The following is a 16050-nucleotide window of genomic DNA, read 5'->3' as shown; positions in this document are numbered from 1 at the left end:
GAGGTCTTCCCATGATCAACGTGACCAATCGTACCAATATTAACATGCGGTTTTGTTCGTTCAAACTTGCTCTTCGCCATTGCTATTAATCTCTTGTTTTATTCCCTAATTTTTATTAGCATCTAGGGACAGTTCTGCAAAACTTAAGTCTGACCAGACTGCAAACAGCCCAATCACCACAACTCTTAGACGGAAAACCCCACCAAATCTATAAATGGAATATCCTCCATCATACCTATTTGCCCAATCATCAACAACCATTTGGAGCGGGTAGCGGGAATCGAACCCGCATATTCAGCTTGGAAGGCTGCTGCTCTACCATTGAGCTATACCCGCATGACCCACGTACTAACTCTCCTTCGATGAATGGTGGAGGGGGTTGGATTCGAACCAACGTAGCATACGCAACGGATTTACAGTCCGCCCCCTTTAACCACTCGGGCACCCCTCCATTACACCGATAAAGTCGCGCAATGAGACATCACGACAACCATCTTGAATACCCATTCAATTCAATCTGATTGCGAAGTGGTTATGACGATTACTATTGTATCTGTCAACAGAATAAATACAATTCTGTACAAATTTCCTGCTCATAATTTTAAATTATAGATTTTTTCTCTCTATTTTTCTTATTAACACGTTATAAAGAAGCTATGAAAGAAAAAACATCACAAAATTCTCATTATGCTCGTTTGCGTCGCCGATATCGCGATACAAAAGGCTCTCCTTCTCGATCTTTTACACACCCAAATAAGAAAGCTGCTTCTTTACAGCAAGAGATCATCCATCTTTATGGCATTCATTCTGTTCAGGCTGCTTTAGAAAACCCAAAAAGAATTTTAAAATGTCTTTACGTTACACAAAATGCCTTAAAACGATTAAATATATCCGAATCAGATTATCCTTGCTCTGTTACATTATGTACCCCCAAATATCTTGATTCGCTTGTTGGAAGTGAGGCTGTTCATCAAGGTATTGTTTTGGAAACTCTCCCCCTCAAACCATGCAAACTGTCGGAACTAACCAATACTGATCTGGTCATTGTCATGGATCAAATTACCGATCCACATAATGTTGGTGCTATTATGCGCTCTGCAGTTGCATTAAAAGCTAAAGCACTTATTACAACTTGCCGTCACTCTCCCCACGAAAGCGGTGTTCTTGCGAAAGCGGCATCTGGAGCTCTGGAAATGATTCATTATATTACCGTACGAAACCTTGCTGAAGCTCTTCAAGAACTTCATCAAACAGGTTTTACAAGCTTTGGTCTCGATTCAGAAGGTGACCAACCTCTAGAAACAGCATTAACAGGGAATAAAATTGCTCTTGTTTTAGGAGCAGAAGGTAAAGGTTTACGTAAAAAAACACGCGAAACCGTTTGCGCTTTAACACGCCTTGACATGCCTGGAAATATTAAATCATTAAATGTTTCAAATGCAGCAACAATAGCTCTTTATGTGGCACATCAATATCTTAGATTCTAGTTTTTAATTTTTTGTGAAACATCAAAAAAACCAACCAACAAAAAACCCGCAAAAAAACCGCCAATATGAGCTTCCCATGCTATTGAGATGCCATTTTCTTCAAACAAAATAGAAGAAATACCTATGATCAAATCAGTCGTCAGCCATACACTCATATAAACAAGAACCCCCTTAGAACACAAAGCTTTTTTGACAGATAATAAAGATCCCAAAAGTTTTTCGTTCTGCACATTGACAGCTAGATTACCACTAGGAAAACCGTAACGTGCAATAGCCCCCATCATTCCAGATACGGCACCTGACGCCCCAATAAGTGATATGGTACTTTCTTGATGAAATGTAAAATAAGTCAAAACAGAAATAATTGCCGTTAACACCCAAAAAATTAAAAAACGTAAAACACCAAAATGCCTTGCTAAAGGAGAGCCGAAAACCAAAAGCCAAACCATATTAAGAGCAACATGTTTAAAACTACTATGCATAAATGAATAACTCACCATGGTATAACAAAATGCTACAGGATCCCTCTTAAACAATGCTGGTATAAATGAAAAAAACTCAAGGCTTTCAACATAAACCTGATGAGAAAAAAAATACTGAGAAATGCAATAAAGACAAAAACAAAATGCTATCAAAACAACTACAATAAATGGAACATTCAATAAGGGTTCTTTAGGTTGTTTCGGCAATCGGGAAACATCATTATGTTGGTGACTAGAAACTTTCATTGTATAAAATCTCGTATTTTTTAGAAAATGGGTTATTCTTTATACAAAATAAATATACCATTCCCAGTGATGCAGAATCTTCTCAACGCCTCTTCGAAGCCCTTTTTTAAATTTTCAATAGCTCTACATGAAAACACGTGTATTTTATACAAAAGATTTTAAAAAGCATGGATACCAAGAATATGATTTACAAACTTAGTGGTATCCTGCTTACTTAAATGTGAAGTTACCATGCAATATACAAGAACTTACGAATAGACAAACTCACTTATGAGGTGGTGTATAATAAAAATATATAAACATTATTTTCTTACTAGAAATATATTGATTATTGCATTTTTTAACCAAGCTATACTTGGATTGATAAACTTTAAAGAATCTTAAATCTCAATTTTTCCATTAATATGTCCTGCATTGCTTCTACGCTTTGAACGAAAAATGACATCTCTATGAGAAAAAACACCAATACAGCGTTCTCTAGATATACTAATTGGTGTTTCATGATGAATTACTTACTTGATAATCTGTTTCCCTCATACATGCAAAAGCGTCAGTTCATCTCTTTAACAAATATAAACAAGCCTTTCATTTCAACCTTTAACAGATATAATTCAAGAACTGTCTCTTATGAAACACTGAAAAAATATGTTGATTCTAATGATGCATCTTTGAATTTAAACAGTTCATGACGGAATTTTTTATTCCTTTTTTAGACAGTCTTATTGACACATCCGACACTTGTAACACGCAAGAGAATAATTTGGATTATTCAATATAAAAAAAATTAAATGAGGTAATCATAGGAATTTGCTATTAAGTTGTAAAATGATAAAGGACCATTATAAATCAATGTATTATAAATAGATAACACACTAATTATTGAAGAGAACGATCTTGAGAATTCTGCTTGCAATCCTTTAACCACACATCATAAATAGGATGCTCAACAGCGTTCAAACCAGGACTATCTGCAAACATCCATCCTGTAAAAATACGCCGTATTTTTTTATCTAATGTTACTTCATTGACTTCAACAAAACCAGTTGTACGCGTGGGTTCATCTTTAGAGCTCGTATAACACGCACGTGGTGTTACCTGTAATGCGCCGTACTGATAAATTTTACCAAGAGTAACTTCAAAACGTGTGGTCCGTCCCGTGATTTTGTCAAGACCTGCAAAAACAGCAATTCCATTGCTAATACGCTCAGCCCGCACCCCATTATTTAAGGATAAAAACACTAAAATTCCCATAAAAAAAATATATATAAAATGCCTCACCCCTAAAAATAAAAAAAATCTCATCATATCAAAATCAATCGCACCTTAAAAAATAATTCTTTTCATAACATAGAGTCAAATAAGACAAAAAATACACACGCACATTAAAACATGTTATTTTTTAGGTGACCACGCATCATAATCTTCATGCACACAAGAACACTCTCCATTGGAGGTGATAGCCCCCTTTGGTCGATAACCCTCACTTGTTCCTGTCATATTTGCAACATAAGGCTTTTCCCATTCATAAGGATGATAATCCTCTTGTGTTGGTGGACACTCACAGCGATGATGAATCCAGCCGTGCCAACCTGGTGGAATAGTAGAGGCCTCAGAATAGTCTTTATAGATAACCCAACGGTGCGGATAACCATCCTTATGAAGTCCTCCTTCATAATATATATTTCCAAATTGATCTTCCCCTATCCGCTTACCTTTGCGCCATGTGAAAAAACGCGTACCAATGGTATTGCCATTCCACCATGTGAAGATTTGCTTTAAAAAACGAGCCATCTGCTATTCCATTCATTTAGTGCGTTCATGAAATTAATCGTTGGAATAAAATTATTAACGATTGAAATTATCGAAAAAGTTACTAGTAAATTCAACTACAATTCCAATTGATAGGTTAACGTGCTATCCTTTAATTTCAAGAAGATATCATATGTATGGCTTCTTCTCCACCCCATAAAATTTAATCTATGCCAAGTTTCATCTTCACCAATTCATTAACAGCTTGGGGATTTGCCTTACCACCTGTTGCTTTCATTACCTGTCCAACAAACCAACCAGCTAAAGCAGGTTTGTGCTTTGCTTGCGCAACTTTATCAGAATTATTGGCAACGATCTCATCAACAGCTCTTTCAATAGCCTTTGTATCCGTTACCTGCTTCATATTTCGTTCTTCTACAATTTGGCGTGCATCTCCCCCCTCATTCCAAATAATCTCAAAAAGATCTTTGGCAATTTTTCCAGAAATAACTCCTTCTTTTATAAGATCAATAATGCTTCCCAATTGATTTGGCGATACTGGTGACTCTTCAATCTCACGATTATCTTTATTTAAAGCCCCTAAAAGGTCGTTAATCACCCAATTGGCAACTATTTTTCCATCACGCCCACGTGCTACTTCTTCAAAATAATCAGCAATAGCCTTTTCTGTCACAAGAATGGAAGCATCATACACTGTCAATCCCATTTCCTTAACAAAACGTGCTTTTATAGCGTCAGGCAACTCTGGTAAGTCTGCTGCCAAAGCATCCACAAATGCTTGATCAAATTCTAATGGTAAAAGATCAGGATCAGGAAAATAACGATAGTCATGCGCTTCTTCCTTTGAGCGCATAGAGCGCGTTTCACCTTTAGCGGCATCAAAAAGCCGAGTCTCTTGATCTATGACGCCTCCATCTTCTAAAATTGCAATCTGACGACGCGCTTCATATTCAATTGCTTGACCAATAAAGCGAATAGAATTAACGTTTTTAATTTCACAGCGCGTTCCAAAACCTTCACCAGGACGACGAACAGATACATTGACATCTGCACGCATAGAACCTTCATCCATATTGCCATCGCAAGTGCCCAAATAACGAACAATCGTACGCAATTTTGTCATATAGGCTTTAGCTTCATCTGATGAGCGCATATCAGGCTTAGAAACAATTTCCATAAGAGCAACACCAGAACGATTAAGATCTACAAAAGACATCGTTGGATGTTGATCGTGCATCGATTTTCCAGCATCCTGTTCAAGGTGCAACCTCTCAATTCCCACTTCAATATCCTCAAATTGGCCATTCGAATCTGGACCAACAGATATAATAATCTTTCCCTCTCCTACAATGGGATAGCGAAATTGAGAAATCTGATACCCCTGCGGTAAATCTGGATAAAAATAGTTTTTGCGATCAAAAACAGATTTTAAATTAATACGCGCCTTTAATCCTAACCCCGTTCGAACCGCTTGACGAACACATTCTTGATTAAGAACAGGCAACATACCTGGCATGGCTGCATCAATAAGTGATACATGATTGTTCGGCTCTGCACCAAATTTGGTTGATGCTCCTGAAAAAAGTTTCGAATTTGATATGATTTGCGCATGAACTTCCATGCCAATGATGACTTCCCAATCACCTGTAACTCCAGAAATAAAACGCTTAGAATCAGGAGTACGCGTATCAATGATGCTCATTGCCAATCCACTACCAATATTTTAAAATTCACTCATGGCTTATCTAAAACCATTCTCTCAGTGCAATCCTAGGATATAAATCTTACAACACAAGCCCGATTTTATCGGGCTTGTGTTGTTTGCATAAACATTAAGCTTTTTTAGGAGCCTTTTTCTTAGCTGTTTTTTTCTCTGTAGACGTTTCTTTCACTGCTGACTTTTTCTTTGCCGGCTTTTCTTCAAGGACATCTGATTCGTCATATTCTTTCATCAACTCTTCAACCGTCACTTCTTTATCTGTGACTTTTATCTGTGCTAATAAATGATCAATGACCTTTTCTTCAAAAATCGGAGCACGTAGATTTTCAACAGCTTCCGGAGTCTTACGGAAAAAATCCATAATCTCTTTCTCTTGTCCAGGATACTGGCGAACCTGATCAAAAACGGCTGCTTTTAGCTCATCCTCACTAACTTTAACACCAACCTTCATTCCAATTTCAGAAAGCACCAAACCAAGACGAACACGACGCTGCGCAAGGACACGATATTCCTCCCGTGCCTTTTCTTCTGTAATACCTTCATCTTCAAAACTGCGCCCAGCCTTTTTCAAATCATCATTAACCTGAGCCCATATATTGTTAAACTCAACCTCTAAAAGTTCTTCAGGAATCTCAAAATTATAATCAGCATCTAAAGCATCAAGAATTTGACGCTTAACTTTTTGACGTGTCACTGAACCATATTGGCTTTCAATCTGCCCACGAACGACCTCACGTAAGCGATCTAGAGACTCTAAACCAACTTTTTGTGCCGCTTCATCATCAATTTTTAATTCATCTGGTTTAAAGACAGCTTTGACAGTAATGTCAAACTCTGCTTCCCGTCCCGCCAAATGTGCCGCACTGTAATTATCAGGAAATTTAACAAAAATCGTTTTTACATCCCCAACTTTCACACCAACCAATTGCTCTTCAAAACCAGGAATAAATTGTTTTGACCCAAGAATCAGTTGTGCATCACTATCTGCCCCACCTTCAAATGGAATGCCTTCAAGCTTACCTTGATAATCTATGGTAATGCGATCACCTTCTTCAGAATTCCCCTCTTTTAGAGAATAATTACGCGTAGAAGAAAGGACGCGATTGACTTGATCATCAATATCCTGTTCAGGAATAGTTGCAATTTCACGGATAACCTTAATATGTTCAAAATCTTTAATGTCAATTTTTGGTAAAACTTCATACTTTAAACTAAAAGTAAAATCAGCCTTGCCATCTAGAATTTTTTCATCTTCATCTATATCTATTTTTGGCTGCATCGCTGTACGTTCATTGCGGTCTGCTAAAATAGAGCGGGGTGCATCACTGAGTATCTCATTGAGAATCTCAGCCATAAAGGATTTACCATACATTTTTCGCAAATGCCCACTAGGCACTTTACCGGGACGAAAACCATTAAGCTTGATTTTTCCCTTGGTATCATCCAATCGTTCATTCAACTTTTCTTCTAAATCTTTCGCTGGAACCACGATCTTAATTTCGCGCTTCAGTCCTTCATTAAGCGTCTCGGTAACCTGCATTAAACACCTTCATTTTTCTAAGGAGAGGGATCAACCCACTCTAATAATCATTACATTCTAACACTTCCTAACACTTCGAGTGTTACATTTACCATGAAGCGGAATTTCAGACACGTAGAAATCCGTAGCACTTAAGGGATTGCTTTGGTGCGGATGGAGGGACTCGAACCCCCACGGTCTCCCGCCAGAACCTAAATCTGGTGCGTCTACCAATTTCGCCACATCCGCTCAAACTTACAAGCTAATAACCTTATACAAGCGGCGTTTCTATACCATTAATTACAGAAAAAAAGCAAACAAATATATTAAAAAAAACAAAATCTATGCTTTTCATACATAACTGCTTACGCTAAAAGTCAATTATGTTAAAGACATTTGATATCCCAATTCATATCATCGGTGGCGGTCTTGCGGGGTGTGAAGCAAGCTGGCAAATCGCTCAGTCAGGAATTTCTGTTGTTTTGCATGAAATGCGACCCGAAAAAAAATCAGATGCCCATAAAACCGATAAATTGGCAGAACTGGTTTGTTCAAATTCGTTTCGTTGCGATGATTCATTAACAAATGCCGTAGGGCTTTTACATGCTGAAATGCGATTAGCAAAATCGTTAATTATGAAAGCTGCTGATGCCAACAAAGTTCCCGCAGGTAGTGCTCTTGCTGTTGACCGTGATGGATTTTCAAAAACCGTTACGACAGCACTTGAAAATCACCCTCTTATAACAATCAGACGTGAAGAAGTTCAAGAAATTCCTAAAGCTTGGAAACATGTTGTCATTGCAACAGGCCCCCTTACATCGCCTGCACTTGCTCAAAAATTACAAGCAATAACCGGTATAAAAGCTCTTTCTTTTTTTGATGCAATTGCGCCTATTATCCATACCGACAGTATTGATATCAACATTTGTTGGTATCAGTCTCGCTATGATAAAATTGGTCCTGAGGGAACAGGAAAAGATTATCTTAATTGTCCCCTCAACAAAGAACAATATGAAACATTCGTTGAAGCGTTAAAAAATGCTGAAAAAACAGAGTTTCGTGACTTTGAAAAAACACCCTATTTTGATGGATGCCTCCCCATTGAAATTATGGCTGAGCGCGGACTTGAAACGTTAAGACATGGTCCTATGAAACCTATGGGCTTAACTAATGCCCATAACCCTACAGTTAAACCCTATGCTGTCGTTCAATTACGCCAAGATAATAAACTTGGAACGCTTTATAATATGGTCGGCTTTCAGACAAAATTAAAATATGGTGAACAAATTCGCATTTTTAGAATGATTCCCGGTCTTGAAAAAGCAGAGTTTGCGCGTCTTGGTGGTCTTCACCGCAATACCTACCTCAACTCGCCAATTATTCTTGATCAAACCCTTCGTTTAAAACAAAAAAAACAACTACGCTTTGCAGGGCAAATTACCGGATGTGAAGGTTATGTAGAATCAGCGGCAATAGGGCTTCTTGCTGGACGTTTTGCTGCTGCCGAATATCATCATATTTCCCCTTGCCTACCCCCACAAACTACAGCATTCGGAGCCCTTTTGAATCATATTACAGGGGGACACATCATAGATGAAAAAGCAGAAACACAATCTTTTCAGCCAATGAATATCAATTTCGGACTCTTTCCCCCTATTGCTTCTATTAAACATTCAGGAAAACGCTTACCAAGTAAAGAAAAAAAATTAGTAAAAAAACAAGCCATAACAGCGAGAGCTCTCAATGATTGTACTCAGTGGTTAGCAAATAAAGAATCAAAGAGCTCCTGTTTATAAAAAACACACGATTCGCCTCTCACCTACTGAATAGATCTTTATGCCCCTCATGAAAAAATCACCCTAAAGCCTTTTAAAGACTGCCTCCCCCAATCAATAAATACTACCCTACGTTTCATCATTTATTCAATTATGTAGATGCTGTAAAATAACTTTTGGCTATAAAAAAACTTTACCGCTATCAACAATTTAATATGATTTAATGACTAAAACAAAATAATCATATAAATATATTATGAATAATCAAAAAAATAAATAAATGGAAAATACACAAGTAATACTGTACTATATTTATTAATAGTTTTTATATTACGTAATGTATCTTATTTTATAAGAGTAATTTTTCTGTTTTTAACTTCCTCCCTCAAAATTTGTGATGTTCTCTTATTTTAACTCTGTATGATGAAGGAAAAATACGCGCTTGCATATCACAAGTGAAATAAAGATATGGAAAAAATATTTGTAGGATAGAGCTGGAGCTATCTCTCCCCTCTCAAATGCCAAGAAAAATCCCAATATTGAAAGCGAAATCTGAATATCATAAGATTCTTTTATTTCAGGATTTTATAATAAATCAATAAAATTATCCTCTTGGTGCGTCACAAGAAAGGTTGGCGTATAAGAGTAAAAGAATAAAACTATCCCTTATGCACTCGTCTCAGATATCTGAGGCTAGTCGCAACATTATAGGAAGTGAGAAAAATAGATAGCACGGTGGCACGAACATGCGCTTTTATTAAGCGTAAATGGTGATATATAATAACTTTTATAGACTTTACAGAGTTTTCCGCCTCATATTATTTACGGATCTTGTTTTGAAATAAATACCGTAACACTTCAGCGTAACAAAAGTTAATATTACATTTTATAAGTCATACCCGCGCTCAATTAATACAGTGCAATATTTTATTGAAAAGACTAAAAACAATATATTTCCAGCAATACATGAAAATAAAAAGCATCGCAAGGATCTCAAAGTTTTATGTGAAAAACAAGCATAACACATGTGTTAAAAAAACCCGTTTATAAATAAATCGGGTTTTTTTAATGTAGCTTAAATTATTTTTTATTAACTGCTTCTTTAAGGCTTTTTCCTGCAGAAAATTTGGGTACAGAACGTGCTGGAATATCGATTTCAGCACCAGTTGAAGGATTACGCCCCTTTGTTGCAGCACGATGAGAAACTTCAAAAGTGCCAAAACCTGGAAGACGAACATCTCCCCCTGAAGCCAAAGCTTCTGTTACAGAAGCCATAAAAGCATCAACAACAACACCAGCTTGCGCTTTCGAAACACCTGCCTTTTCAGCAACGGAGCTAACGAATTCACTTTTATTCATAAAATATTTCCTTTCCCTATATTACCTGAACATGACTTAATCATGTTATTGGTCAGTTTATTGAAAAGTACAGCAAACAGAAGTCTTATTTTTATCCAAAACATTGTTTTTTTAGCAATAATCACAGTTATTCACGGAATTTTTCACTTTTTCCAACAAAAAACAGAATAATAACCTCAACAACACCTTCTACCACCTAAAAAATGCCGTTATAAATGAGATAAGTGAATCAGTGCGCAATCTGTATTCCTTCACTATCACTGCTCTCTGACCGGATTGGCACAGCTCCTGTAGAGGGTTCTTTCCATTCAATAGTGTCTGGAAAACGAACCAAAGCGTGTTTCAAAACTTCACTCACATGATTTACTGGAATAATTTCCATATTATTTTTGACATCATCAGGAATATCAACCAAATCTTTTGCATTTTCTTCAGGAATAAGTACTTTTTTTATCCCTCCTCGAAGAGCTGCTAAGAGTTTTTCTTTTAATCCACCAATGGGTAAAACGCGTCCACGTAAAGTAATTTCACCAGTCATTGCAATATCTTTATGCACAGCTACTCCTGTAAGGACCGAAACAATTGCTGTCACCATTGCAATCCCAGCCGATGGGCCATCTTTTGGTGTCGCACCCTCTGGAACATGAACATGGATATCGCGTTTTTCAAAAAGTGGAGGTTCAATACCAAAATCAACAGCACGAGAACGTACATAAGATGCTGCCGCTGAAATGGACTCTTTCATAATATCACGTAAATTTCCAGTTACAGTCATCTTCCCTTTGCCGGGCATCATAACTCCTTCAATGGTCAATAACTCTCCACCGACTTCTGTCCACGCAAGACCTGTTACAACACCAATTTGATTTTCTCCTTCAATCTGATTGTAATGATAACGTTTAACACCCAAGAAATCATGAATATTACTTTCTGTAACTTTTACAGATTTTTGATGTGTTTTGAGAATTTTTGTAACGGATTTGCGGGAAATTTTCATGAGTTCACGTTCAAGGTTACGAACGCCTGCCTCACGTGTATAAAACTGAATAATTGACCTTAGTGCTCCATCAGAAATACTGAGTTCTTTTTTAGATAAACAGTGATCTTTTAGTGCCTTTGGTAAAAGATGCTGTTTAACAATTTCCATTTTCTCACATTCAGTATAACCAGCGATACGAATAATTTCCATACGATCCATTAACGGACCTGGAATATTAAGTGTATTGGCAGTTGTGATAAACATGACATCAGAAAGATCATATTCAACTTCCAAATAGTGATCAATGAATGTACCATTTTGTTCAGGATCAAGAACTTCTAATAAAGCGGATGAAGGATCGCCACGAAAATCTTGGCCCATTTTATCAATTTCATCAAGCAAGAAAAGCGGATTAGATTTTTTTGCTTTTTTCATAGACTGGATAATTTTTCCAGGCATCGATCCAATATATGTTCGGCGATGTCCACGAATTTCTGCTTCATCTCGGACACCTCCCAATGAGATACGAACATACTCACGTCCCGTTGCCTTTGCAATAGAGCGCGCTAATGATGTTTTCCCTACACCTGGAGGACCTAACAAACAAATAATGGGACCTTTTATCTTTGACGCGCGACTTTGTACGGCCAAATATTCAATAATTCGCTCCTTAACTTTTTCAAGACCAAAATGTTCATTATTCATGACCTTTTCAGCAAAATCTAAATTGTTTTTAATCTTAGATTTTTTACCCCAAGGCATTGCTAATAACCAATCAAGATAGTTACGTACAACTGTCGCTTCTGCAGACATAGGAGACATGTTCCGTAATTTTCTCAATTCTGCTCCAGCTTTTTCCTGTGCTTCCTTGGATAGTTTTGTATTCTTGATACGTTCTTCTAATTCAGAGAGTTCATCTCGGCTATCATCACCTGCTCCTAACTCTTTTTGAATAGCCTTCATCTGCTCATTGAGATAATATTCTCGTTGGTTTTTTTCCATTTGCCGTTTAACATGCGAACGAATACGTTTTTCAACCTGCAAAACAGAAATTTCTCCTTCCATGAAGGACAAAACACGTTCAAGACGGGACCGCACAGGTAAGAGCTCTAATATTTCCTGTTTTTCTGCAAGTTTAATCATCAAATGAGAAGCAATCGTATCGGCAAGCTTAGAAGGATTATCAAGCTGGCCAATCGCATTCACAACTTCAGGAGAGATTTTTTTATTAAGCTTTACATAGTTTTCAAAATAAGCAATCACTGACCTTGAAAGAGCTTCAATCTCAACATCACTCTCTCTAGGTTCTTCTGTAACAGTTGCAAAAGCCTGATGATAACCTTCACTTAAAGCAAATTGACTAATTTTTGCACGTGCAGTTCCTTCAACCAAAACCTTTACAGTACCATCAGGAAGCTTTAAAAGTTGAAGAATATTAGCAAATGTACCAATATGATAAATATCCTCTGATTTTGGATCGTCATCAGAAGCATTTTTTTGTGTCACCAATAGTATTTGCTTATCAACCGCCATCGTTTCTTCAAGAGCACGAATTGATTTTTCGCGGCCCACAAAAAGTGGAACAATCATATAGGGGAAGACAACAATATCACGAAGAGGTAAAACAGCATAAACCCCATCTCTTACTTCATCTGTCTTTTCATCAATATATTGCATAACTCTCCTTTCTGGAGCCTATGAGCTATCTACAACAATTAGCCCACCTTAGAAAATCTCAGCTCTTCACTGTACATGAAGTGGTAATTACTCATACATAAATCAAGCATTATAATGATATTATTAGAAACACCTATCAAATACCGTTCATTACCACCTTTTATATTGTGCATCACACAATGTCATGCTGATACATTTTCTTTATCTTCTGCACGTTCTGAGTAAATATAAAGAGGACGCGCTTTACCATCAACGACATCACTCGAAATAACCACTTTTTGAACGCCTTCAAGAGCCGGTAGCTCAAACATCGTCTCAAGAAGGATCTTCTCCATAATAGAACGTAAACCACGAGCACCAGTTTTACGTTCAATTGCTTTCTTTGCAATAACACGTAAAGCATCTTCATGAAATGCTAACTCGACATTCTCCATTTCAAAAAGACGCTGATATTGCTTTACTAACGCATTTTTAGGTTGGGATAAAATTTGCATGAGGGCGTTAACATCTAAATCCTCTAAGGTAGCGACTATAGGAAGGCGCCCAATAAATTCTGGTATTAAACCAAATTTAATAAGATCTTCAGGCTCTAAATCACGAAAAATTTCACCGACACAACGCTCATCCGGAGCCTTAACAGTCGCAGAAAAACCAATAGAAGTTTTTTCACCACGCCCTGAAATAATCCGTTCTAAACCTGCAAAAGCTCCCCCACAAATGAATAAGATGTTTGTGGTGTCAACCTGAAGAAACTCTTGTTGCGGATGCTTACGTCCACCTTGAGGAGGAACAGAAGCAATCGTTCCTTCCATAATTTTTAATAACGCTTGCTGAACTCCTTCCCCCGAAACATCTCTTGTAATAGAAGGATTGTCTGCTTTACGAGAAATCTTATCAACCTCATCAATATAAACAATACCACGCTGCGCACGTTCAACATTATAATCTGCTGCTTGAAGAAGCTTCAAAATAATATTTTCAACATCTTCTCCCACATAACCCGCTTCAGTCAAAGTGGTCGCATCCGCCATCGTAAAAGGCACATCAATAATACGTGCTAATGTTTGTGCAAGATAAGTTTTACCACAACCCGTTGGACCAACAAGAAGAATATTTGATTTAGCCAACTCAATATCATTGCTTTTAGACTGATGCGCCAACCGTTTATAATGATTATGAACAGCAACAGAAAGAACACGCTTTGCATGCTGCTGACCAATAACATAGTCATCAAGAACTGTTATAATTTCCTGTGGCGTAGGAACACCATCACGCACCTTAACCCCAGAAGACTTATTTTCTTCCCGAATAATATCCATGCAAAGCTCTACACATTCATCACAGATAAATACAGTAGGCCCCGCAATGAGCTTACGCACCTCATGCTGACTCTTGCCGCAGAACGAGCAATAGAGAGTATTTTTTGATTCGTTCCCGCTATTGCTAATTTTGCTCATTTTTCTTTCCTTTCACCACAATATATGAACACTTTGCCTTTTCAAAGGAAGCCTTTCATCATGAAAACTAAAAGACATATAGAAAACCATGTATGTCTCAATACTTTTAGGTGTTTCTCTTATTTTGCTATATTTTTTATAAAACTCTTTGATTTAAAGTAGCTGTTTTTTCTATAAAAATTCTTAATCTTTTTCTTCTTTTTCAGTTTCTGCACGGTATTGTATAACATCATCAACTAAGCCAAACGCTTTGGCTTCTTCTGCTGTCATAAAATGATCGCGATCGAGAGTTCTCTCTATAACCTCATAATCTTGACTCGTATGTTGAACATAAATTTCATTTAAACGCCGTTTCATCTTTATAATATCTTGCGCATGTCGCTCAATATCTGAAGCTTGACCTTGAAAACCACCAGATGGTTGATGCACCATAATACGTGCGTTTGGTAATGTAAAACGATGACCTTTTGCTCCAGCCGTTAACAATAAAGACCCCATAGATGCCGCTTGCCCCATGCAAAGCGTAGAAACAGGAGGGCGAATAAACTGCATAGTATCATAAATAGCCATACCAGATGTTACGACACCACCTGGAGAATTAATATAAAGACTAATTTCTTTTTTAGGATTTTCCGCTTCCAAGAAAAGCAACTGTGCACAAACAAGCATTGCCATACCATCTTCAACAGGTCCATTAATAAAAATAATCCGTTCCTTTAAAAGACGGGAAAAAATATCATAGGCCCGTTCACCACGATTTGTTTGTTCAATAACCATAGGAACAAGGCTTAATGCTGTTTTCATTGGATCACTCATATTTTTACTTTCCGTTCATATAACAACCGCTTTTTACACATTCAATGTTTTTATCCATATGTTAACATTACTCTCTTGTGCAAGCTACAATCAAGAGATTGTATAAGATAGATTAAAATCTCAATAGTTAAAATAGCAATAATAACTCTACCTAAACAAATGATGAACATCCGGAATGCGAGATACCGCCCAATGGTAAAAACTTCCTTCCTGAGTGTAGCTTGCCAGCAGGTTTTGTATAATTTGCCACTAGGTTTTGTAGCAATTTATTTTTTTTTCAAAGAGTTTTAAAGTGGTTCTCAAAGGGTCTTCAAAGACCTTTCAAAGATCGTTTAAAGCCTCTTTTCTTTTCTGCTCAAAATCGCAATTTGAGATGATCAACCCCTTAGTTAAGAATCGCATTATTTGAGAAGCAGCATTTATAAGATGTAATGACCTCTTTTAGTCAAATTGACTGATAATTTTTCTGTATTCTAAGCACATTAATTAAAAAGGGAAGCGTTTAAGCAATTCGGTCAACTTGATCCTATTTCTCGTTTTAGCAATTGGGACAAGTTATCCCTATTCCTCATCACGACCGATCAAAGGGTCAAGTTGACCCTTTGATTTTCTGTCTCTTCAAGGTTTATTTTTCTCACTGCTTTCTTTTCCCTTGTTTGGTGCTTCAAGTGTAATTTCTGTGGTGTATCCGCTTTGTTTTTCATAGCAGTGGGTGACAGTGGAAGCTTTCCATGGCCCATTGATTTGCCCACGAAACCCTTGA

11 protein-coding genes, 3 tRNA genes and 2 pseudogenes are annotated in these 16050 nt (G+C 37.1%); 2 read left to right on the top strand and 14 right to left on the bottom strand.

From position 1 onward, the window contains the following. From ACFIMX_RS07120 to ACFIMX_RS07110, 3 genes and pseudogenes are all read right to left on the bottom strand, one after another. Positions 1 to 80 (bottom strand): annotated as a pseudogene (locus tag ACFIMX_RS07120) (elongation factor Tu); the annotation flags it as partial. A 182-nt stretch (positions 81 to 262) separates the two neighbouring features. Next, positions 263 to 336: transfer RNA gene (locus ACFIMX_RS07115), tRNA-Gly, on the bottom strand. Positions 337 to 367: 31 nt separating this feature from the next. Next, positions 368 to 451, bottom strand: a tRNA-Tyr gene (locus ACFIMX_RS07110). 205 nt (positions 452 to 656) lie between these two features. Between ACFIMX_RS07110 and ACFIMX_RS07105 the strand changes: the two genes are divergently transcribed. Continuing rightward, positions 657 to 1487, top strand: a complete 831-nt coding sequence (locus tag ACFIMX_RS07105) for a TrmH family RNA methyltransferase (protein WP_375617708.1) — start codon at positions 657 to 659, stop codon at positions 1485 to 1487. Here the strand turns inward: ACFIMX_RS07105 and ACFIMX_RS07100 are convergent. The 6 genes from ACFIMX_RS07100 to ACFIMX_RS07075 all read right to left on the bottom strand — a co-directional run bounded on the left by ACFIMX_RS07100 (position 1484) and on the right by ACFIMX_RS07075 (position 7473). Beyond that, positions 1484 to 2215 (bottom strand): rhomboid family intramembrane serine protease, encoded by a 732-nt coding sequence (locus ACFIMX_RS07100; RefSeq protein WP_375639434.1) that lies wholly within the window; start codon positions 2213 to 2215, stop codon positions 1484 to 1486. The genes ACFIMX_RS07105 and ACFIMX_RS07100 overlap by 4 nt on opposite strands. Before the next feature lie 876 nt (positions 2216 to 3091). Beyond that, positions 3092 to 3517 carry a DUF2155 domain-containing protein gene (locus ACFIMX_RS07095; protein WP_375639436.1) on the bottom strand — a complete coding sequence of 142 codons (426 nt, stop codon included), beginning with the start codon at positions 3515 to 3517 and terminating at the stop codon, positions 3092 to 3094. Between the two features lie 90 nt (positions 3518 to 3607). Then, positions 3608 to 4006: an NADH:ubiquinone oxidoreductase subunit NDUFA12 gene (locus ACFIMX_RS07090; protein WP_375617706.1), complete on the bottom strand. Its 399-nt coding sequence runs from the start codon at positions 4004 to 4006 to the stop codon at positions 3608 to 3610. A gap of 181 nt (positions 4007 to 4187) precedes the next feature. Continuing rightward, a complete protein-coding gene (gene gatB / locus ACFIMX_RS07085; protein ID WP_375639433.1) occupies positions 4188 to 5687 on the bottom strand; it encodes an Asp-tRNA(Asn)/Glu-tRNA(Gln) amidotransferase subunit GatB in 1500 nt (499 codons plus the stop codon). 130 nt (positions 5688 to 5817) lie between these two features. Beyond that, positions 5818 to 7245 (bottom strand): trigger factor, encoded by a 1428-nt coding sequence (tig, locus tag ACFIMX_RS07080; protein WP_375617704.1) that lies wholly within the window; start codon positions 7243 to 7245, stop codon positions 5818 to 5820. A 145-nt stretch (positions 7246 to 7390) separates the two neighbouring features. Next, positions 7391 to 7473, bottom strand: a tRNA-Leu gene (locus ACFIMX_RS07075). Between the two features lie 134 nt (positions 7474 to 7607). On the opposite strand from ACFIMX_RS07075, the gene trmFO reads away from it, so the two are divergent. After that, a complete protein-coding gene (trmFO, locus tag ACFIMX_RS07070) occupies positions 7608 to 9020 on the top strand; it encodes a methylenetetrahydrofolate--tRNA-(uracil(54)-C(5))-methyltransferase (FADH(2)-oxidizing) TrmFO (protein ID WP_375617703.1) in 1413 nt (470 codons plus the stop codon). Between the two features lie 1059 nt (positions 9021 to 10079). Here trmFO and ACFIMX_RS07065 read toward each other — a convergent pair. The 5 genes and pseudogenes from ACFIMX_RS07065 to ACFIMX_RS07045 all read right to left on the bottom strand — a co-directional run. Continuing rightward, entirely contained in the window at positions 10080 to 10358 is a 279-nt protein-coding gene (locus ACFIMX_RS07065) for an HU family DNA-binding protein (RefSeq protein WP_375617702.1), read from the bottom strand. A 229-nt stretch (positions 10359 to 10587) separates the two neighbouring features. After that, on the bottom strand, positions 10588 to 13014 hold the full coding sequence (gene lon / locus ACFIMX_RS07060; RefSeq protein WP_375639431.1) for an endopeptidase La: 2427 nt from the start codon (positions 13012 to 13014) through the stop codon (positions 10588 to 10590). A gap of 182 nt (positions 13015 to 13196) precedes the next feature. Then, the gene (gene clpX / locus ACFIMX_RS07055) at positions 13197 to 14471 is read right to left on the bottom strand and encodes an ATP-dependent Clp protease ATP-binding subunit ClpX (RefSeq protein ID WP_273723371.1); all 1275 of its coding nucleotides are present in this window, start codon (positions 14469 to 14471) and stop codon (positions 13197 to 13199) included. Positions 14472 to 14654: 183 nt separating this feature from the next. Beyond that, a complete protein-coding gene (gene clpP, locus ACFIMX_RS07050; protein WP_375611281.1) occupies positions 14655 to 15287 on the bottom strand; it encodes an ATP-dependent Clp endopeptidase proteolytic subunit ClpP in 633 nt (210 codons plus the stop codon). A gap of 618 nt (positions 15288 to 15905) precedes the next feature. Further along, positions 15906 to 16050: pseudogene (locus ACFIMX_RS07045) on the bottom strand (late control protein); the annotation flags it as partial.

It is taken from the genome of Bartonella sp. AD24XZML (genome assembly GCF_042196485.1).
Lineage (GTDB): Bacteria > Pseudomonadota > Alphaproteobacteria > Rhizobiales > Rhizobiaceae > Bartonella.
This window is presented reverse-complemented; position numbering and strand designations above follow the sequence as displayed.